Source organism: uncultured Litoreibacter sp., assembly GCF_947487515.1.
In the GTDB taxonomy this organism is placed as follows: Bacteria; Pseudomonadota; Alphaproteobacteria; order Rhodobacterales; family Rhodobacteraceae; genus Litoreibacter.
The window spans coordinates 368,536-389,036 of sequence record NZ_CANKWO010000004.1 but is presented as its reverse complement, the minus strand read 5'-3'; the positions used below and the strand labels follow the sequence as shown (position 1 = coordinate 389,036).

Here is a 20,501-nt window from a genome sequence, read left to right as displayed (position 1 = left end):
TCTACAAGCGCCTGAGAGAGATGGGAAGTCATTGCCTAGGAAAACACTCGGACTTTAATGCGTCGTTTTGACTTTCTCGACGGTAAAGAAGAAATCCTCGGGGATTTCCTCCATCAAGGCCACCTCATCGGGCACAACATCGGGGCCCGCCAAAAACACATTGGCCCCGAAGTAATTGTGCATCCGTGCCAAACGCTCCATTCGCGGCCCTGTCAGGTCGCGATAGAAGTTGGAGTAGTTTTCGGTCGCCTTCAGTTCTTCGATTTTCTCGCGGTGCTTGCCGACGGAATAATCATGGGCCGCACGCAGCTCCGGATCGGACATCAAACGGTCGAACTCTGCCTGCACCAGCGGAAGCTTCGTTTGAGCGGAGTTGTTGAACTCCCAGTTGTTATTCATTCGAAACCAGTAACTTAAGCCCTGATCGCGATCCACGTGGTTCACCCGCCCACGATCCCGTTTCACAAGGAAGCTTTCCGCAGATCGAACCGCATAATGGTTCAGCGACACCAAGTCATAGCCGTAGCTGTCGGTGGTGGAGCGCCAGCCATTGCGGATCAGCTTTTTCGGCATCGGCTTGCCGGAACCATTGACCCATTTGATCTTGTCCCACAGGTCCGGCTTTAGGCCTTTGGGCCGGTGGACTCCCATCTTTTTGTAAATGCCAATGTTGCGAAACAGCGTCTTGAAGCCCCAAGCCTGATGTGGCTTTCGGCACAGCTCTGGCGCGCATTGGGTGAATTGGTTGATCAGCAATTCGTCTTTGTATTCATGCACATCCCCATTGCCATAAAGCCGCCACGTCAGCGAAATCATGTTGGCGTCCCCTACTGCCTTGTACAAATCCTCTAGCTTGCCCTCGCCCACGTGAATGTTGATAAACTCATCCACATCCATCGAAATCGCCCAACCGGCATTCTTGAACACATCCTCGCGCCCTGCGGCATCCAAAGCCCAGTGCTGCGGCTTCAGGTCGGTTCCAGCGAATTTATTGTCCCGCCTTTGCAAGATGCCGCGCTCTTGCAGCAGGTCCAGCAGCTCATCCGTGCCGTCGTTGCAATCATTGGTGTAGACAAGAAAGTCATCCACACCGATGGCGCGGTGGTAGGCGATCCATTCAAGAATGAAGGGCCCTTCGTTTTTCATGCAGGTGACAATTGCGGTGCGCCCGCCGTTGATGGCTTTTCCCGAGGGCTCTGCCATCTTGCTTTCAGGCGGACGAACCGGTTTGTGATCCCAAATTTCGCGGGCCATCACGAGTAAATGTTCATCCTCAATCAACGACGTTTTTGGCACCAGTTCAGCCGCGGAATTCTTGGGATGCTTGATCGCCATCGCCCGCAAAAAGGGCATTACCTCGTCCGGCTGCGGGTCTGCATCGATGATCCGCACAAAGCGCCAGACTTTGTCACTTCCCACACGCGAGGGGGCCACACACCAACGGCGATTGGCGCGGGGGTTTTCGAATTGGCGGCAAATATGGTCACCAAACGTCGGCTTTTTCTTGGGACGCACCCGCCAAGGGTAGATGCGTTGGCCGATAAGCTGGATGACCCCGACCGAGGTTTCATGGACCTGATCGAATGGTTTCGCCTCCAACGCGAGCAAGTCGGTCAGGTCGATGTTCATCACAGCGCGCGCGCGGCTCAGGAACCGCCATTTCGCCCATTCATATAGCGACAGCTCGGCCAAGGGCGACGTTTCAGGGTCCTTGGGCAAATCATCCATGCGATCTTTGCCAGGCGCATCAGGAGCGTTGAACGGGTGGTGCGCAGGGGGCAGGTTCACATCCCCCAAGGGCACTTTCGACTTTACATGCACAAGGCGTTGCAACCCTACACTTTCAGCAAGAGCTTTCAGTTTGCGCTCGAACCCCTTCTCACTGTTAGGTTTTTCACGATCAATCATAAGCACGGCTTGCAAGTCATGCCCCGTCACATGGTAGCGCAGCCAGTCCTCGATGACGGATATGCTTTCACCGTTTCGCTCGACGATGCAAACATTCATGTCTTCGAACAAACCGGTTTCCGGCTCTTGGACTGGGAGTTTCAGCTCGCCTTGCTTCAGCGCCATCTTGATATGGCCGGAAGGTGCAGGCGCCGTGCCGACGAACATCGGCCCGCCGTTGATCATGCGGGCTTCCGAAAATGCCGCACAGCCTTTCCGCCCCTTGGGATCGAACGGATCGTAGGACGTGCCGGTCTTGAAAAACACCCGCAGCCCCATGCCCCCGACCGGATCTGCCCAGCCTATACAGTCAAGCGCCACAAGGCCTTGATCTTCAACAACATTCAATTCGCGCTTTAGGTAGATATCAGTTTGAGCCATGGACCTGTCCATAGCGCTTGATCAGATCCAATGCTACCGCATCAGGCAAATGCGACGCCCCTTCGGCCAACAATAACCGGCCGTATAGCTTCAATGCATCAGGCTGCTGCATCAAGGCCTCAAATCTGGCACGGTGCCATGCGCGGCTTTCGGCTTGTGCCTGCGCGACGCCCTCGACTGCCAAAAAGTCCGTTAAGGTGGCTTTGGTCGCCGTCGCCATATGTGCAATCGAGCGATCTTCCACGACGTTGAAATTCCGCTCGACCCAATAGGTCAGATCGATTTCTTTTTGCTGGTGATTGGGCAATCCTCGTCCCCGCTTCAGCATAAACTCTGCGGCGGAGCGGACGGAATAATGGTTCAGCTGCACCAATTCGCGCGCGATCGGCTTGCCCCACAACATGATCTGCCCGTCCCTTGAGGCCACATTGCTTGGCACCGGCACGCCGGAGCCATCAACCACTCGTGGTGGGTCATGGCGTTCTGGGTTTTTCTGTTTTGGACGATGAACGCCAAATTGGCGGAACGGGCCGCTTTTGCGGAACAGCGACTTGAAGTAGCTTCCGATCGCCGGATAAAGCAGCGCCTCTGGCGCGGCGCGGGTGAAGCGTTCGGTGGTTAATGCGTCGGACATCTGCGCATGGGCATTGTGGCCGAACAAGCGCCACGGCATCAAAATCATATCTGCGTCCACATGATCTATCAATTCAACTAAGGTCGATAAGCCTTTGCCTAAATTCACAAATTCATCACAGTCAGTACACATCACCCAATCCGCATGTGTCACCAGAGGATGATCCCAAGCCGCCTTCAGCGCCCGCCATTGAGGTGGCTTTTTCCCGTCCTCCAAGGCTACATGGGTGACGTCGGGAAGCAGGTTCAATAGCGCCTCTGTGCCGTCCTCGCAGTCATTGGTGTAGACCAAAAAGTCGGTGACACCCGCGGCACGGTGATGCGCGATCCATTCCAACAGATGCAGACCTTCGTTGCGCATTGTGGTTACAAGTGTGATCTTCATATGACGCCTGTTGCCCTTACAGCTCGGTTTCCCCGTGAAACGAATCGGTTTTCCTTGCGTTTTAACCCCTCCTTTGTAAGAATCGAAACAATGATAAAAACGAGCGGAGATTGAACTCGCTCATGAGAGGCAAAAAACGTGTCCAAAGACTATGCCATTGCCCAGCTGTGGATCGGCGGCAATCTATCCTACATGGAGCAACTTTGCGCCGTGTCATTCCGCGATGCGGGCCACCATGTCAAAATGTACACTTACGGTGACGTCGGAAATATTCCCGACGGGATCGAGATTTGTGACGCCAATGAGATCATGCCCCTTGGCAATGTGATCGCGCATAAGCGCACTGGCTCCCCTGCTCCGCAGGCGGATAAGTGGCGCTACAACATGCTGGCCAAGACCGACGACCAGATTTGGGCCGATACAGATGCGTATTGCGTCAAACGCTTCACCTCCCCCAACGGCCACTTTCACGGCTGGGAAAGTGATCGCCACATCAACAACGGCGTCGTGGGCTTGCCTGCAGATAGCGACACGCTGGCGGGGCTGATCGACTTCACGTCTGATGAATATGCGATCCCTGACTGGTTCTCCGAAGAGCTGAAAGCCGAGATGCGCGAAAAGAAAGCCGCGGGCGACCCTGTGCACGTGGGCGAGCAGTCTTGGGGTGTTTGGGGGCCGCAGGCCCTGACCCATTTCCTGCATAAAACGGGCGAGCATAAATACGCCATGCCGATTGAGGCCCTGTTCCCTGTCAGCTTCAAAAAGCGTCGTATGATGCTAAAGCCGAACATGGACCTGAGCCACTACATCACCGACAACACGCTCTCGATCCACTTTTGGGGGCGTCGTATGCGGATGCGCATTATCGAGCGCGAGAACGGCGAGCCGCACCCAGACAGCCTCATCGGCAAGCTGCTGAAGAAGCACAAGATTGTGCCCTCTGATGCCCCTTTGCCGAAATCGAACCCGCATAGGCCAAAAGAGCCCAAAATGATCCCTGGAACATCTATTCCAGAGGTGACAAATGCCGACCGCAAAGGGCGCGGCATCGTGAATTTGACCGATTTGGCAGATGAACGGGGCTTGGATCAAGGCACCGGCAAACACCGGTTCACGGAACTTTACCAAATGCTGTTCAACCCGATGCGCACGCGGGCGGTGAACATGGCGTTGCTGGGGCTTAGTGAGCCCGCAGCGGTAGATATGTGGCTGGAATTCCTGCCCAAGGCCAAACTAATGGGCATTGATGCGATGGCCTATAGCGGTGAGAAAAACACGCGCCTCAAGACTGTGCGCGCGACCTCCGATAGCATTGAAACACTGGAACGTGCCACAGCCAAGGCGGATGCGTTCGATGTTGTGCTGGATGATGCAACACATGCATCCCACCACCAGCAACATGCCTTTACCGCACTGTTCTCAAAGGTGAAATCCGGCGGCCTCTACATCATTGAGGACCTTCGTTTCCAGCCAAAGGACTTGGAGAAATCCGGCTACCCGCGCACAGCCGTGCTGTTTCAAAATTACCTGCGGGAGGGCGGCTTTGCCCATCCAGACGCCCAAATTCAAAACCGCCTGAACGAAATGCGCGCCGACTTTTCGGGCTGTTTCATTTTCCAAGCGAAGTGGCACAAAGATAAACGCGACCAAGTGCTGGTGGTTCAAAAACGATGACCCAAAAGCACCTGATCTTAACATGTATGAAGAACGAAGGCCCCTACATCCTTGAGTGGGTGGCCTATCACATGTCTATCGGGTTTGATCACTTCCTTATCTATATCAATGACTGCGAAGACGGCACTGACAAGATCCTGCGCCGGTTGGCGAATATGGGGATCGTAACCCTGCGCCATAATCCCGCGCGTGAAGGTGGCCGTGCCTCGCATCAAGTACGCGCCTTTCGCAAAGCCCCCAAAGAGCAGGTCTATCAAGACCACGACTGGGTGGCGGTGATCGACGCGGATGAATTCATAAATATTCACGCAGGGAATGGCCGGATCACCGACCTCACCGCCGCCGCTCCGGATGCGAAGTGCATTTCGCTGGCTTGGCGTTTGTTTGGCAGCGCGGATGTGACGTCCTTCCACGATGGCTTCTTGACGGAAACCCTGCGCCGTGCCGCGCCTCAGCATTGCCCAAGCCCTGCGCAGGCTTGGGGTATCAAATCCATTCACCGCACCGACGCGGTGGAATTGATTGGGTGCCACCGCCCGAAATCAGTTCCCAACGACGATTGGGATGCGCTGAACTGGGCGGGCCCTGCAGGAACTCCCCTGCCCGAAAGCTACCACAAAAGCAGTTGGCGTCTAAACCGCGACACCATCAGCTATGAATTGGGCCAGATCAATCATTACGCCGTACGCACCCGCGAAAGCTTCTTGCTGAAATCCGCCCGAGGCCGCGCCTTTGGCGAAGGTTTGCGCGGGGCGGACTATTGGGCGGATATGAACCGCAATGAGGAATTTGACGCCTCTATTCAACCAAAGCTGAGTGCGATGAAGGACATATACGAAGACCTTATATGTGATCCCAAGCTGGGCCGCCTTCATGACCGCTCGGTGCAATGGCACCGCGATCAAATCCAAATCCTTCAAGACAGCGACACTGGTCGCGCATTGTTCAAGGCCATTTCCCCAACGTTGGATATGTTTCCTGGCCTAGCCAAGAGGGTCGCGGCATGAGTAGCGCTATCGACCTCAAAGCCCCCACCGAAGAAATGGATCGCGCGGCATGGAACGCCGAGCTGCGCGCCTTAGGGGATGAGCACGGTTTTTTCGAGGAATTGGGAGAAGACCACACGGCCCTTTTCGTCAAATCCGGCAAAACGCTGATTGTCACCTTCGAGAACCTCGACCATGTGTTTGAGCATGGAAACCGCCTGCCGTGGGGCTTTGATTTCGTTCAAAAGCAGGGTTGGTCCATTCTGGGCATGATGGCGCATGACTGGACGTGGTACCGCGATGAAGACGTGATCGCCTTCTTCAACCGGCTGAAAAAACAGAAGTTTTTCGCGCAATTCGACACTGTCGTGTTTTATGGGGCCTCTATGGGGGCTTATGCAGCATGCGCATTTTCCGCCGCCTGCCCCAAGGCCACAGTGGTTGCAATTTCGCCCCAAGCCACGCTGGACCGTGATGTCACCTCTTGGGAAACGCGGTATCAAAAAGCGTGGAAGCGCAACTTCAACAATGACTACGGCTATGCGCCTGACATGGTGGCCAAAGCCAGTGATGTGTTCATTTTCTACGACCCGTTGGAACCTGCTGACGCAATGCATGCGGCCCTGTTCCGCGGCAAAAACATAACCAAGTTGAAATGCCGGTTCCAAGGTCACCGCATCGCATCGGGTCTGATCCAGATGGGATTGCTGAAACCAGTGGTCGGAGCATGCGTTGATGGCACGTTGACGCGCACCAGCTTTTACAAAATGCTTCGGGCGCGGCGCGAGTTCCGCCGGTATCTGCGCGAGTTGATCTTGCGCATTCCTGAAAAGAAACACCCCCTGCTCATCGCCTATTTGGCGGAGCGGGTTCTAAGCACCGGCAATGGTCCAGTGTTCCGCCGCAAGTTAAACGCGGCAAATGCGCTTTTGGAAAAGCGTGGCATAACGCCCCCCGGCAAACGAGGGGGCCGCAAATGATACTTCAAGGCAAGGCGGGCAAGACACATGGGACAGATTTGGCTTCATATCGGATCACCTAAAACTGGAACAACATCGCTCCAGAACTTCCTAAACGACAACGCCACCACGTTGCGCGAAACGGGGCGCTTAAATTTCATGACAACTGGTCGTGCGCATATCGCACATAACCAGCTGGCAGCCGCGGCCCGCACGGGCAACGCGACCATTTTGATGGAAGAGATGCTTCGCGAAGCCGATGCCACGCCAGATGTTACGCAAGTTGCCTCCTCCGAGATGCTGTTCAACCTGCATACGGCGCGGAAACTTTCGGGTGCCGCCCCAGAAGAGTTCAAGCAGCGCACCAAGGTCATTTGCTACATTCGCCGCCAAGACAGCTACCTCGAAGCGCTGTATAAGCAGCTGTTGAAGAACAGCCGCATCCCGCCGGACCGGCAGGCTTTCTTGGATGACGCCAAGCGCCGGTTGCACTACCTCAACACCTTCAACACCTATGCCGAGATGTTCGGGGAAGAGAACATCGTCGTGCGCCCTTTCGGGCCGAAGTATCTGGTGGATGGCGACGTGGTTCGCGATTTCGCGCATTACCTTGAAATGCCCATCACCCGTGATTTGCGCGTGGTTGAAGGGTTCTCCAACAAGACATTTTCCGCCGAGATGTCAGAGCTTCTTTCCTTGATGGGCGAGCGCACCGATTTCAACACCCGAGAGGTCATCCGCGAGTTAATCGCGTTGAACCACCCTGGAACCATTAAGTCGCGCGACGTCTTCTCGCGGTCCGAGCGTATGGGGCTAATGACGCAAGTGTCTCGTGAGAACCGCCGCCTAGTGAAACGCTTCATGCCTGATTGCAAAGAGTTTTTCGAAACTCAGGATTTGGAAGGGGACGACAACGCTCAAAGCATCGAAGACCAGTTGCGAGGGCAGCTTGCCGATCGCTCTGCCGCCACAGACGCTCTGATGACCGCCATGGGGACCTTGCAAGCCCGCCGCAAGCAAGAGGCAGAATTGATTGCAGAGGCCAGGGAGCGTCCGGTTCTTGATCCTGCCAACGACGCCTTGGAGGAGGCCTTGGCCCCGCCCACATGGTACCGTGAAATCTATCCCGGTGGCGACAAGCGTGGTTGGTTCCATTCGCATGGAGCCTATGCGTCTTCGTTTGTGGAACGGGACACCGACCAGTTGGTCGTCTCCTTTGACAATCTTTCGCAAGCCGGCAATGACGCCTACGCCCGAGAGCCATGGGCGCAAAAATTCTGTGCGGATCGCGGCTATTCGCACCTTGGCATTTACGCACAAGAGCCAACATGGTTCCGGGATGCAGATTTGATCGCGCATTTGGAACGCTTGCGCGATGACGGGTTCTTCAAGGGCTTTAAGAAAGTGGCCTTTGTCGGGACCTCGATGGGGGCCTTCGGCGCGCTGACATTTTCCTCACTGGCCCCCGGGGCTGTTGTGGTCGCCTTTTCACCGCAAACGACTTTGGACAAAAGCAAGGTTCGATGGGAAGGCCGGTTTGCCAAGGGCCGTGCTGCGGATTGGTCTTTGCCCTACTCTGATGCTGCATCGCAAACAAAGTCGGCATCAAAGGTGTTTGTCATCTACGACCAATTCCACAAAGGGGATCGCAAGCATGTTGACCGCCTGAAAGGCCGGAATATTATTCGCCTGAAGGGCGCGGGTTTGGGGCATAAGTCTGCGCTGGTGCTCAGTCGGATGAATGTCTTGAAAGACGTGATGGAGTCGGCGGTCACCGGCGAATTGACCGAGCTCGATTTCTACCGCGCCATCCGCGCGCGCAAAGATATCTATCTTTATCGTCAAGCCATGGAAGGGTACCTGAACGACCGCGGCAAGGCTGATCGCGCCGAGCGTTTTGGCAATGCCTTCAAAAAACGTCGCAGGCTTCAATCCGCTTGATTAAGTGCAAAATCGTAAAGAACAACGGAAAAAGGGGCGTAATCACGCCCCTTTTTGTTCGATTATGACAACCCCGTTGATCGGGGATCGTCCTCAAATGTGGTAGATGTCGCGAAACACGTGACGCGCGATGTCTTGGCGACGCAGCCCCATCTCGCTCAACTGCTCATCTGTTTTGGCGTTCAGTTTTTCCATCTCTGCGATGCGTGTATTGGCGCTTGCGGCCAGATCAATCGAGTTGAACAACGAGACAAGGAAGTCGCCGATACGATCAAAAAAGGAATTTGGTTGTGTTTGACTTACATATGCCATCGAGTATCTCCATCAGAGTGCGAGCCTACTTGCTCGGGTTGAGATAAAGATAGGACGTCCCTGCCCTTGGGAGCAGAGCCTAATTACGCAATGCCGCATTGCAGCGAACGCAGGGCTGCCCCGCGCCAATCTTGCTGCTTAACAAGAGTAAACCTGCGCTGCGACCTCCAGCACGACCTCCCCTTCAGGCGTGGGTTCGAACACGATAGTGTTGCCCCCGACATCCCGCGCCTTCTCCTTGGCGGCGCGCCTCACATCTTTCAAGCCGATCTCCTTCAGGGCCCCGAACACAGCCGGAATACCCCGCACCCGCCCCAAGTCTTCACAATTCGAGATGTCATTTGCACTGCGCTCGGCCACTTCGGGCACGTCAAAAACAGTGGGGGTGCATGCCGTGAGGCCCGCGATCAAAAGGGGGGCGAGTTTCATTGCCAGTCTCTTTTCACTCAATAGGGTATCTTGCGTCACTGGCTGTAGCATGCGTCAGTCAGTTAGGTGCGAAGAAACTTCAAGACGGGCCAGCGCGCGCCAATTCCTGCCCATGCAACCGGTATTTTCTGCCTCCAACGCCCCGCCCCCTCTAGCCTTGCGCGCGTCAAAGCGCTAATCACCGCCGCAGGCACATAGGGGGCGCATAATGACAAGCTTGACCATCACCAGACCCGACGACTGGCACTTGCATCTACGCGATGGTGATATGTTGGCCGCCGTGCTGCCTGAAACCGCCCGCCACTTCGGCCGCGCTATCATCATGCCCAACCTCGTGCCGCCGGTTATCACCGCGAAAGATGCCGCCGAATACCGCGACAGGATAATGTCCGCCAAGCCGGATAATTCCAAATTTCAACCGCTTATGACCCTCTATCTAACGGAGGACACCGAGGTCAAAGACCTGCGGGCCGCCGCCGAGATCGGGTTGATCCACGCCGTGAAACTCTACCCCGCGGGCGCAACCACGAATTCGGCCTCTGGTGTCGCGGATTTTTCCAAGGTGCAGCGCGTTTTGGAAAACATGGCTCAGATCGGCCTGCCCCTTTGTGTCCACGGCGAGGTCACGAACCCCGAAATCGATATATTCGACCGTGAGGCCGTCTTTATTGACACCGTGTTGGATCCAATTCGCCGCGCGGTGCCCAAATTGCGTGTTGTGATGGAGCATATAACCACCAAGCAAGGTGTCGATTATGCCCGCGAAGGCGGCGACAATCTGGCCGCCACAATCACCACGCATCACCTCGTCATCAATCGCAACCACATCCTCGCGGGTGGCATCAAGCCGCATTACTACTGCCTGCCGGTCGCCAAGCGCGAAGAACACCGCCTTGCTCTGGTCGAGGCCGCGACCTCTGGGCTGCCAAGCTTTTTCCTAGGCACGGATTCTGCCCCGCATACGGACGCCAACAAGCTGCTGCCCTGCGGCTGTGCCGGTTGCTTTACCGCCACCAATACGATGTCGATCCTCGCCGAAGTGTTTGAACAGCAAAATGCGCTGGAGAAGCTTGAAAGCTTCGCTTCCTTGAATGGCCCTGCGTTCTACCGCATGCCCCCGAATGCCGATACCATCACCCTGACCAAGGGCGACCCAGTCAGCTACCCCGATCACATCTCAACGCCGCAAGGCGACGTCACCGTATTCGACCCGCAGATGCCGCTGCATTGGCGCGTCGAGTAACGCCGTATTTCACAACCGTTTTTCTGCCGGAGGCCATCATGATCCCAACGACCTACCCCAGCCGCGAAGAAATTGCGCGACTGTCTGCCTCGATGTTGCTCGAAGTCGGCGCGATCCATTTCAACGCCCGTGAGCCGTTCACCCATGCATCCGGCAAGAAAGCCCCGACCTATGTGGACTGCCGCAAGTTGATCTCCTTTCCACGAATTCGCACGACATTGATGGATTTCCTCGCCTGCACCGTCATGCGCGACGCCGGTTTTGAAGCCTTTGACAATGTCGCCGGTGGCGAGACTGCGGGCATCCCTTTTGGGGCATTGGTGGCCGAGCGGTTGGAACTGCCGATGACCTATGTGCGCAAGAAGCCCAAGGGCTATGGCCGCAACGCACGTATCGAAGGGGTCATGACCGAAGGGCAACGTGTGTTGTTGGTGGAGGATATGACCACCGATGGCGGCTCCAAAATCAGCTTCGTCGAGGCCATCCGCGAAACCGGCGCAACCTGTGCCCATACGGCGGTGATCTTCTTCTACGACATCTTCCCCGACACCCGAGACGTACTGGGCGGACATGGCATTCAGCTGCATTCGCTTTGCACATGGTGGGATGTTTTGGCCGTGGCCAAAGAGCAAAAAACCTTTGACGAAGAGACGCTAACCGAAGTCGAAAGCTTCCTGCGCGACCCTGCAAAATGGCAAGCCGCTCACAGCTGACGAATCGAAGTCGGGGGGATGGACTCCGCCACATGTGCCAGAACAGCTGATCCGGAACTAAAGGCGGCATGAGGGCGCTTACGTAGCGTCAAGATTAGCCCGTTCTCCAGATTATTTTTCTACATGTTGACCGATTGCCTATCGAACACGCAATATAGCGGCATCTTTTGCCGCAGAAAAGTTACCCACAGGATATCCAGATTGATCCGTAAAGCGGTATCCGTCATTGGTTTTATTCAGGGACAAGGGGATAATGATGAATGATTTGAGCATGGCGCCGGACACGCCACCGAATACTGGGCCGAACTCTGGACCGGGCGCGTCCGTACATGTAGATGCCGCAAGCGCGCTGCCCCATAACATCGAAGCCGAGCAGCAACTTCTTGGCGCTATCCTCACCAATAATGACATCTTTGATCGCGTGGCTTCTGTGATCAATTCCGATCACTTCTATGATCCGGTCCACCGCCGCATCTACGAAACTGCGGCCTCTCGCATTCACAAGAACCTGCTTGTGTCCCCTGTCACTTTGAAACCCTATTTTGAAGATGACGAAGGCCTGCAAGAATTGGGCGGCCCCGCCTATCTCGTGCGTCTGCAAGGCGCGTCGATTTCCGCATTCGCGGCGCGTGACTATGCACAAATGATCTATGATCTGGCGATCCGCCGTGAGTTGATCGAACTTGGTCAAGAAATTGCGCTTAAAGCCGGCAAGGTTGATACCGAAAGCGACCCTGTCAGTCAGATCGTCGATGCAGAACAGCGCCTCTATGCGCTGGCCGAGGCTGGGCAGTCCGAAAGCGGCTTCCAAAGCTTCCTGAAAGCTGTGACCGAGGCCGTGGAAGTCGCCAATGCCGCCTACCAGCGTGACGGCGGCCTTGCGGGGATTTCCACCGGCCTGATCGACATGGATAAGAAGCTTGGCGGGTTGCACCGCTCCGACCTTTTGATCTTGGCTGGTCGCCCCTCGATGGGGAAAACCTCGCTTGCGACCAATATCGCGTTCAACGTCGCCAAGGCCTATAAAAAGGGCACGACGCATGACGGCACTGAAGGGGCCGTTGAGGGCGGCGCCGTTGGGTTCTTCTCGCTCGAGATGAGCGCCGAGCAACTCGCCGCGCGTGTTTTGTCCGAGGCCGCCGAGGTCCCGTCCGAGCAGATCCGCAAAGGTGATATGAACGAAACCGAGTTCCGCCGCTTTGTGGAAGCCGCAAAGGCGCTGGAATCCTGCCCGCTGTTCATCGACGACACCCCTGCCCTGCCCATCTCGCAACTGGCGGCCCGTGCGCGTCGCCTGAAGCGTAGCCATGGCTTGGATGTGTTGATCATCGACTATTTGCAGCTCGTGCGCCCCGCCACCGCCAAAGACAGCCGCGTGAACGAGGTGTCCGAGATCACCCAAGGTCTGAAAGCCATTGCCAAGGAGTTGAACATTCCGGTGATCGCCCTGTCCCAGTTGTCGCGGAACGTGGAAAGCCGCGAAGATAAACGCCCGCAACTGTCGGACCTGCGTGAATCCGGCTCGATCGAGCAAGATGCGGACGTCGTGATGTTTGTGTACCGCGAGGAATACTACAAAGAACGCGAAAAGCCCGCCGACCATGAGCTAGAGAAAATGGCAAACTGGCAAAACGAAATGTCGCACTGCCACGGCAAGGCAGAAGTCATCATCGGCAAAGCGCGCCACGGGCCGATCGGTTCGGTTGATCTGGCGTTCGAGGGCCGCTTCACCCGCTTTGGCGACCTCGTGAAGCCGTGGCAAGAAGGTGCAGGCGAAGGCGGCGGCGAGTTCTAGTGTCCAAGGCTGGATTGCTTTCAAAGTCAGGTCGGGCTGCATCCTTTGCTTTGTCTTACTTGATTAGTTGGTCAAACTCTTAATCGGACATTGAGTTTACGTGCTGCGAAGGTCTGCAACGAGCCCAAACTTCGCCATGCTGCGCGATCTACGAATGGCTGCTATTGGGAATTTCGCTCCAGCGAAGGGTCTTGGTATTGAGGAGGAATGTCCTTTTGTTGTCTCTATGGCCAGGTTCAAGCTTCCCGCCCGATACAACAATACCGTTTTCAGTGAGTGTTGCGCGATGTCGGTTTATCCAGCCGGGTACTTGTCCCGTTGTCTCGACTTTCGAGATACTGAAATCTTGCAAGTTGAGTTTGTAAACGGGCGTAACGCCTTCTTTGCGGCTCCCCTGATATCCGAGGCCACCAATAATCCAGATAGTTTGGCCATCCAATGACGCTGAATGAAAATCCGTCGGTGGAAAGACGTCGCTGGGATAAAAGAAAACACGCGGTTCCACGTCCTGGTCATGCACGACGACATCGCTAAAAATCACGAAGTCTGGGTCATAATGATCTTCGTGCTCGCCGCCGATTTGGACCCAGCGACAATCAGGAAGTCTTGTCGTCGTTTGGCCAAAGCGCTCCGCAGTCCAAGCACCTTTCGGAAGTCCTTCCATGCGGCGTCGCGCCGTGAAACTGCTTTCGCCGGTGCGCAACATTTCAAGATGGTACGACGAGGTTTGTTCCTCCGGATTTTTCGTCCCCGAACACTGTGTGGAACCTTCTAAAAATCCTGGCGCATGGACGTCTTGCTTCTGAATGCAATGGGCCTCGGTCACAAACCTGATTTGGTCCCTTTCGAACTCATCAAGATCGTCGACAACCCAGCCTGCATCCAAAAGTGCTCTCACGTATTCAGTGATTGCTGGTTCGCCGTTGGCATCGCGTACCCGCAACGGGTCATTGTGGTAGAGGTTAATATCCGAGATTTCGTGCACGTTGGCGCCATGGGCAACAAGTGCCTTGAGCAGCCTTGTGTCGTATTTTTCTAAGGTTGCATCCATACCAACGTCAGCTTTCACACCACGATTCAAGAACGGCAACAGCACCTCTGTATTGCCCGTTGAAACTGCCAAACTGCAACAGTGCGAAACCTCTTCGTCTTCAAGCCTGCCTTCCGAGGAGATCACTTCCAGCAAGACTGCCAGTACATCTACTTTTCCGGAATTCACTGCTTCATGTAAGACGGATGTCTTCGCAAAACCCTGCCACAATATATCGAATGACCCGATGAGCGGTTCTACAGCTGAGAGATCACCATATCGCACGGCATGATGCAATTTGCTGAAGCCGTCTCTTTCGCCGTCCGCACCATTATGAATTAGGTAGTCAAAGACATCTTCGTGGCCATGGTATCGGGCGGCTTCCAAAGCGGTGTCCTTGAGAATGGAAACATCGTTGGGGTTCGCACCCGTCTCTACCAGCCCCTTAACCTCCTGTAGAACGGTTTTCTTATCACCTTTTTCAATCAAACGGATAAGTTGGGGTTTCGACTTCTCGTTTTTTTCGAGCCATGCATCACATTGCTTGCAGACCTCACTGTAAGAGAGGTTTGCGGCCTTTAGTTTTTCCAGCTCCTCGGGCGCTCTTTCAAAATCCCAATAGGTCCATGCATCAGATTCCCAGGCAGCGACCTTCTCGAAGCGCGCTAGAAACTCTAGTTTCTCTTCGTAGGCGCTTCGTTTGGCCTCCTTAAGGTCTTCCAAGCCCCGTTTGATCATTCCAATCGGGTCAGAAAGGTCAAAATATGGTTCCATTTTTGGTGGCCTTTTAATGTTTCGGCATTGCGTGTCTTGCTCCATCAATTTGGCCGTTTTGTGACTAGAGTGCAGTGAGAAAAGCGAAAGAAAGCGGGCATTCGACTTAAGGTGGCCGATGACCGCAAAGTCCCGCATTGCAGACATTTCCCATTTACGTAACCGCCCCTACAAACGCCCATACCTCAGCTTACTTATGCCCCCAATCGTCGGGGTCATCTGAATTGTTCGGCGACAAGCCCAAAACATCGCCTTTGAGAGAGCAGCCCAATCCCAAAACCGTACGGTTGGCGTAGGTGAAACAGGCGGTGACGTGGTTGATCTCCAGTATTTGCCCGTCATCCCAGCCCTCCTCCCGCAGTGCGGCGACATCGACTTCTATCATGGTTGCGGGGGAAACCGTCAGCTTTTGCGCATAGAACAGGCCGTCGCGATACAAAGCTTCCAAAGGCGTATCCTACGGTGTCCGCGCTTCTAATGCGGCGCGGGTTTCGTTGGCGTGCAGGTCATCCGTCAGCAATCGACGCAGCCCTGCGAAATGATGCTCCTCGCAGTAGCCACAGCCGTTCAATAGGCTGACATCAATGCTTATCTTATCAAGGACCAACTTGGCACGGTGTTCTGCGCATGGAGGATTCAGTTTTACGAAGGACCATATGCCCCTCCGTCGAATGCGACCGTAGGGAGTGGGACATCATGATGTTATCGGCATTCCCGTCCGGCCCCGTCACGCGGTCGTAAAGTTGCATCGGCATTCGAATGCAGGGATGCTTGCGCATGTTAGGTCAACACCGCGCTGTAGGAGTTCCAACACCAAACTTGGTTGAAACCGAACTGGTTGTTATGCCTCGCCCTATGAGCATTGGGCTGCTCTTTCCAATCCGTCGAGTATGAGGTCGAGCACAAACAGGAACTCATCGCACTCTTCCGGCTCGTCGAGATGGGCGCGCACGTGGTAGGCCAAATAAGGGTAATTCCCTCCCAACTCACTCAAAAAGCCCTCAGCAATCTCGTGGAAGTTCGGGCCCAGCATCTTCTGATATCCGATTTGCTGCTGAGAGAAGCCAACGATATGCATGGTGATCGCGTGATACCCCCGATAGATGATCGCATCGTTCAATTTGGCCTGTGTCAATGCAGCCAAAATGGACTCCATGTATCGCGTTCGGTTGGGGCCCGGCATACGCAGATTCCATTCACCTACGGCCCAGTGATGGTTGAGCAGCACTCGGTTTGCAGATTGCGCCGATGCCCGCATCGCAATCTTCCAGTCCCCTTCTATGTCAGGTGTGTCAATCTTTCCGACAACCGCATCGAGCATGTCAGTCAGGAGTTCTTCCTTATTGGCAACATGATTATAAAGAGACATCGCCCCACAATTCAGCTCACCCGCAATTTTGCGCATTGTCATGTCTTCAACCCCATGCGCGTCAGCGAAACTGATCGCAACGTCAAGGATACGTGGCCGATCCAGAAATTGCCTTTTGTTAGGTGACCTTGCGTTCATTCTATCTCTCACCCGGCAATTCTGCGTTGACGAACGTACAGTGTACGCCTAATTATTTTGACGTCAACGTACAGCGTACGTAGCGGAATGAACGGTCGGAGGAATAGAAATGCATACGAACCACAATGGCCACCTACCTTTGATGCGAACTGTCTCGCATGAACGCTATGGTCCAGCACGAAAGCTTAAATTTAAGGAGGTTGGTCGCCCAACCTGTGATCCCGATGAGGTGCTGGTGGCCGTACGGTCGGTGTCTGTGAACCCTTTTGACTGGCACAACATGACGGGAACACCGCTACCTGTCCGGCTGTCGGGTGGATTGAGACGCCCCAAGGCAAGTCGTTTGGGTGTCGATGTTTCGGGCGTGGTCGAGAGTGTTGGTGAAAACGTCAGCCGCTTTAAGTCAGGCGACAAGGTTTACGGATTTGCCGACGGTTGTTTCGCCGAATACGTTTGCGCCAAACAAAGCGAGATGATGAAAATGCCGGACACCTTGTCTTTTGATCAGGCAGCTGCGGTTCCTGTCGCAGCCCTAACGGCGCTTCAGGGTCTCGTGAACAATGCCGAAGTTCAAGCGAATGAACACGTCTTGATAAACGGTGCATCAGGTGGTGTGGGAACCTTCGCGGTGCAGATCGCAAAGGCCCTTGGTGCTGAGGTAACCGGCGTCTGCGGGCCAACAAATGTCGATATGGTCAAAGATCTTGGGGCCGATCATGTCATTGATTACAGCAACGCAGATTTCACCCGCACCCAAGGCACCTATGACGTTATTCTCGACAATGTCGGAAACAAACGAATGTCCCAGTACAAGAGATGCCTCACGCCAGAGGGGCGTTATGTTGTTGTTGGAGGTCAGAAGGGATTTTTCCTTGGACCCGTGGCCCACATGCTGAAGGCCCTTCTGTCGTTCAAGTTTTCCAAACAGCAAGCCAAAGTTTTCATGGCCACGCGAACTCTGAAAGATATTGAAACATTCACTGAAATGCTCGCCTCGGGTGCCATCAAACCGGTCATTGATCGCGTCTATTCATTTAGCGAAATCAGGGAAGCAATTGATCATCTGGAAACAGGGCGAGCGCGTGGCAAGATTATTGTAACAGTTGCTGAGTGAAACCTTGGCGAGGCCGCGATCTGGGAACACGCCCCTAAATCGTTAGAAAAGGATTTATAAACAGACATTTGTGAACATGCTGCATAGATGGTTTTGGCCTCTTGCCGGACATGTCAGGATTTCTGCCGGGATTTGAGCCAATGCGTGATCGCGAAATGGCGGCTTGGGGTGGGTCAACGCAGGCTTTCGCCGCACCGGTCCCAATGACTGTAATGCGCGATCATACACCCGAAACTGAAAACTCCGAATCTGGATGCACACCACCATCAGACTTGGGACGCCGCCCAAAGCTAAGGAAAGGTCTACGACCCGCTTGGCAAAACACCTTTCTTAGCCACCATGAAATAGCTGGATGCGCCTTTGAATATCTCTTCTGTATCAATGACATCAAACCGATCATCTGACACCAGAGCGTCCAAATCTGCACTTTTCAATTGTCTTATCGGAACGGGGATCACTCCAACCTTTAGCAACAATCTCACCAACCAAATTTGCAATGTCACAAAGACAGATTTTTTACCCCCCAAACATGGCGTCACAGAGATGAACGTGCCACCGGGTTTCAGCAGTTCAAACGTCCTGTACACGACTTTTTCCGCATCAGGCACCGTGTGCAACATGTTGAATGCCAAAACCACATCGAAAGAGGCCTCTGCGAATTGCTCATCGAAGATATCTGCTTGTTCAAAATCAATATTGACCACACCGCCAGCGGCAGCTTTGCCTTTTGCGATGTCTATCATGGCTGTTGAGATATCGATGGCACGAATGCTCTTAACCAAGCTTGAGATTTCGCAGGCCGTCGTGCCTGTGCCACATCCGTAATCCAGCACGACGTCGGTTTCCTTCAGATACTTCTTCGTATTCTCACGACTCCAACGATGGATGAATTCAAATTTTTCTTCTGTGTTGTCGTAGTTTCCAGCGGATTGATCCCAAAATTTTTCCGATTTGTTCATTCTGAAATTTCCTGCTTTTTAAAATGTATTGCAAAGCCCCGACCGCCACACCGAGGATAGCATTGAAGCGTCGTAGAAAGGTATCTTAAGCTTACACATTAAATTTCGAAAAGACCGTATCCAAAAACAGCCGTGCCAACTTTGACAACGAGGCGTTGCCTGCGTGGACAGCATAGAGCGTGATCTCTGGAAAGTGCCACTCGGGAAGTACTTCTACGAGTTGTCCCGCTTGCACCGCATCACGGCACAACGGTTCCGGCAACTCACCGATCCCCTGCCCCGAGAGAACCGCCGCTTGAACCGCCGCGTAGTCATTGATGGCCAAATCGGGTTCGAAACGAATGTCGTCTGTTTGCCCCTGCCGTGACAGTGACCAGTTCAAATAGCGAGATGTGTGAAATCCGAAACCAATTGTTTTGTGATCTTTTAAATCTCCGACCGTGCGCAGCGCGGTATTGGCGGCCAGATAGCCTGGAGAAGCGATCAACCGATGCCGGTAGATGAGTAGTGTTTTGACAACAAGGTCAGGTATCTCAGGCCGAGCGACGCGAAACGAGAGGTCCACCCCATCATCGACAAAATCCAGCATCCGTTCTGACACCAAAACGCGCAAACGCGCGTTCGGGTGGCGCAGTTGGAAACTTTCAATGGCCTCCAAAAACAGCACTTCCATCAAATTTGGCGGAACCGTGATCGTGACCGTTCCGGTTGTGTCGCTATGCCTGTCCGTCATCACACGATTGGCGTAGTTGATCGATTCAAGCCCTTTTCGGCAAAGTTCTAGATAGGTTGTGCCGGCCTTCGTTAATCTAATTTGTCGCTTGCTCCGGTCGATGAGACGCGCATTCAGATCCGCTTCCAACTCGGCTACCTTTCGGCTCACCGATGACAACGGCATGTCCAGCGCACGGGCCGCATCGGTAAAGCTTTGCGATTGTGCCACTTTGGCAAAGATAGCTATGGCGTCAAAGCTTGGCATAATGTTTCCATATATGGAACATGTGTTCCTGTAATTCTTATTTCTCCCTTATATAGAAATGATAATGTTGTGTCAGCAAACCAAAAAGAAAGCTGGCCCATGGCGCATAGACACAAGACAATCAACTACATTGAATTTCCGCTCACGGACTCGACGGCAACCAAGCAGTTCTTTACGTCGGTCTTTGGCTGGGAATTTCAGGAATGGGGCCCCAATTACCTAAGCTTCAGCGGTGCTGGCATTGAGGGGGGCTTTAACGGTGAGGACAACACGCCTGTTCAGATGCCAGGTGTATTGGTCATTCTTTTCTCTGATGATCTCGAAACGACTCTGGCTGAGGTCAAAGATGCTGGCGCCACAATCCTTCGGGATATTTACTCCTTCCCCGGCGGACGGCGGTTTCATTTTGCCGATCCCAACGGCAATGAGTTGGCGATTTGGGCAGAGGTGGCTGAATGAACATTCTTGTCACAGGCGGCACAGGCACAACCGAAACAGCAGGCGTCAAATGTGATCAGTGCGGCTAAAACAGCCGGAACGCAGGGTATCGTGCGTATCACAGCGATCAAGGCAGGCCCGAACGGGCCAACCAACAAACACGCGCTTATGGACGCACCGAACTCAAGATTGCTTCAGTTCTGAGCGAGTTAAGAGGGATGCTCGTCGAAAGCCCACCCATGTCTCCAGATGACGCGATCACGGTGATCTAAGGCGCGAGCAGGTGAGATTGAATGGCCACG

Annotated in this window: 18 protein-coding genes; 9 read left to right on the top strand and 9 right to left on the bottom strand. The window is 54.3% G+C overall.

Annotated features, from left to right (window positions below):
- Positions 1 to 54: 54 nt before the first annotated feature.
- Both Q0746_RS15780 and Q0746_RS15775 read right to left on the bottom strand, forming a co-directional pair.
- A complete protein-coding gene (locus tag Q0746_RS15780) occupies positions 55 to 2,328 on the bottom strand; it encodes a glycosyltransferase family 2 protein (RefSeq protein ID WP_298261999.1) in 2,274 nt (757 codons plus the stop codon).
- Positions 2,315 to 3,346, bottom strand: coding sequence for a glycosyltransferase family 2 protein (locus tag Q0746_RS15775; protein ID WP_298261997.1), 1,032 nt, complete (start codon positions 3,344 to 3,346; stop codon positions 2,315 to 2,317). Before Q0746_RS15775 ends, Q0746_RS15780 begins: the two co-directional genes overlap by 14 nt.
- A 138-nt stretch (positions 3,347 to 3,484) precedes the next feature.
- Here Q0746_RS15775 and Q0746_RS15770 point away from each other — a divergent pair, with 138 nt between their 5' ends.
- The 4 genes from Q0746_RS15770 to Q0746_RS15755 are packed head-to-tail and all read left to right on the top strand — an operon-like array spanning position 3,485 to position 8,906.
- The gene (locus tag Q0746_RS15770) at positions 3,485 to 5,020 is read left to right on the top strand and encodes a hypothetical protein (protein ID WP_298261996.1); all 1,536 of its coding nucleotides are present in this window, start codon (positions 3,485 to 3,487) and stop codon (positions 5,018 to 5,020) included.
- The gene (locus tag Q0746_RS15765) at positions 5,017 to 6,027 is read left to right on the top strand and encodes a glycosyltransferase family 2 protein (RefSeq protein ID WP_298261993.1); all 1,011 of its coding nucleotides are present in this window, start codon (positions 5,017 to 5,019) and stop codon (positions 6,025 to 6,027) included. Before Q0746_RS15770 ends, Q0746_RS15765 begins: the two co-directional genes overlap by 4 nt.
- A complete protein-coding gene (locus Q0746_RS15760; RefSeq protein ID WP_298261991.1) occupies positions 6,024 to 6,986 on the top strand; it encodes a phosphoadenosine phosphosulfate reductase in 963 nt (320 codons plus the stop codon). Before Q0746_RS15765 ends, Q0746_RS15760 begins: the two co-directional genes overlap by 4 nt.
- 27 nt (positions 6,987 to 7,013) lie before the next feature.
- Positions 7,014 to 8,906, top strand: coding sequence for a hypothetical protein (locus Q0746_RS15755; protein ID WP_298261989.1), 1,893 nt, complete (start codon positions 7,014 to 7,016; stop codon positions 8,904 to 8,906).
- A gap of 93 nt (positions 8,907 to 8,999) precedes the next feature.
- Here Q0746_RS15755 and Q0746_RS15750 read toward each other — a convergent pair whose 3' ends face one another.
- Positions 9,000 to 9,218 (bottom strand): DUF1127 domain-containing protein, encoded by a 219-nt coding sequence (locus Q0746_RS15750; RefSeq protein WP_298261987.1) that lies wholly within the window; start codon positions 9,216 to 9,218, stop codon positions 9,000 to 9,002.
- A gap of 138 nt (positions 9,219 to 9,356) precedes the next feature.
- Positions 9,357 to 9,647: a hypothetical protein gene (locus Q0746_RS15745; RefSeq protein WP_298261985.1), complete on the bottom strand. Its 291-nt coding sequence runs from the start codon at positions 9,645 to 9,647 to the stop codon at positions 9,357 to 9,359.
- 208 nt (positions 9,648 to 9,855) lie between these two features.
- On the opposite strand from Q0746_RS15745, the gene pyrC reads away from it, so the two are divergent.
- The 3 genes from pyrC (at position 9,856) to Q0746_RS15730 (ending at position 13,398) form a co-directional block, all read left to right on the top strand.
- On the top strand, positions 9,856 to 10,890 hold the full coding sequence (gene pyrC / locus Q0746_RS15740) for a dihydroorotase (protein WP_298261984.1): 1,035 nt from the start codon (positions 9,856 to 9,858) through the stop codon (positions 10,888 to 10,890).
- A gap of 38 nt (positions 10,891 to 10,928) precedes the next feature.
- Positions 10,929 to 11,603: an orotate phosphoribosyltransferase gene (locus Q0746_RS15735; RefSeq protein WP_298261983.1), complete on the top strand. Its 675-nt coding sequence runs from the start codon at positions 10,929 to 10,931 to the stop codon at positions 11,601 to 11,603.
- Between the two features lie 256 nt (positions 11,604 to 11,859).
- The gene (locus Q0746_RS15730) at positions 11,860 to 13,398 is read left to right on the top strand and encodes a replicative DNA helicase (RefSeq protein WP_298261981.1); all 1,539 of its coding nucleotides are present in this window, start codon (positions 11,860 to 11,862) and stop codon (positions 13,396 to 13,398) included.
- Positions 13,399 to 13,546: 148 nt separating this feature from the next.
- Here Q0746_RS15730 and Q0746_RS15725 read toward each other — a convergent pair whose 3' ends face one another.
- From Q0746_RS15725 to Q0746_RS15715, 3 genes are all read right to left on the bottom strand, one after another.
- Positions 13,547 to 15,340 (bottom strand): ankyrin repeat domain-containing protein, encoded by a 1,794-nt coding sequence (locus Q0746_RS15725; RefSeq protein ID WP_298261979.1) that lies wholly within the window; start codon positions 15,338 to 15,340, stop codon positions 13,547 to 13,549.
- 52 nt (positions 15,341 to 15,392) lie between these two features.
- A complete protein-coding gene (locus tag Q0746_RS16755) occupies positions 15,393 to 15,650 on the bottom strand; it encodes a hypothetical protein (RefSeq protein ID WP_363322778.1) in 258 nt (85 codons plus the stop codon).
- 405 nt (positions 15,651 to 16,055) lie between these two features.
- Positions 16,056 to 16,709, bottom strand: coding sequence for a TetR/AcrR family transcriptional regulator (locus Q0746_RS15715; RefSeq protein ID WP_298261977.1), 654 nt, complete (start codon positions 16,707 to 16,709; stop codon positions 16,056 to 16,058).
- Between the two features lie 109 nt (positions 16,710 to 16,818).
- Here Q0746_RS15715 and Q0746_RS15710 point away from each other — a divergent pair, with 109 nt between their 5' ends.
- Complete coding sequence (locus tag Q0746_RS15710) at positions 16,819 to 17,823, top strand: NAD(P)-dependent alcohol dehydrogenase (protein WP_298261975.1); 1,005 nt, start codon at positions 16,819 to 16,821, stop codon at positions 17,821 to 17,823.
- Positions 17,824 to 18,125: 302 nt separating this feature from the next.
- Here the strand turns inward: Q0746_RS15710 and Q0746_RS15705 are convergent, their stop codons facing one another.
- Together Q0746_RS15705 and Q0746_RS15700 are read right to left on the bottom strand one after the other, a co-directional pair.
- Positions 18,126 to 18,782 (bottom strand): class I SAM-dependent methyltransferase, encoded by a 657-nt coding sequence (locus Q0746_RS15705; protein WP_298261973.1) that lies wholly within the window; start codon positions 18,780 to 18,782, stop codon positions 18,126 to 18,128.
- 91 nt (positions 18,783 to 18,873) lie between these two features.
- Positions 18,874 to 19,761 carry a LysR family transcriptional regulator gene (locus Q0746_RS15700; RefSeq protein ID WP_298261971.1) on the bottom strand — a complete coding sequence of 296 codons (888 nt, stop codon included), beginning with the start codon at positions 19,759 to 19,761 and terminating at the stop codon, positions 18,874 to 18,876.
- A gap of 99 nt (positions 19,762 to 19,860) precedes the next feature.
- Between Q0746_RS15700 and Q0746_RS15695 the strand changes: the two genes are divergently transcribed.
- The gene (locus tag Q0746_RS15695; RefSeq protein ID WP_298261969.1) at positions 19,861 to 20,220 is read left to right on the top strand and encodes a VOC family protein; all 360 of its coding nucleotides are present in this window, start codon (positions 19,861 to 19,863) and stop codon (positions 20,218 to 20,220) included.
- The last annotated feature ends 281 nt before the right edge of the window (positions 20,221 to 20,501 follow it).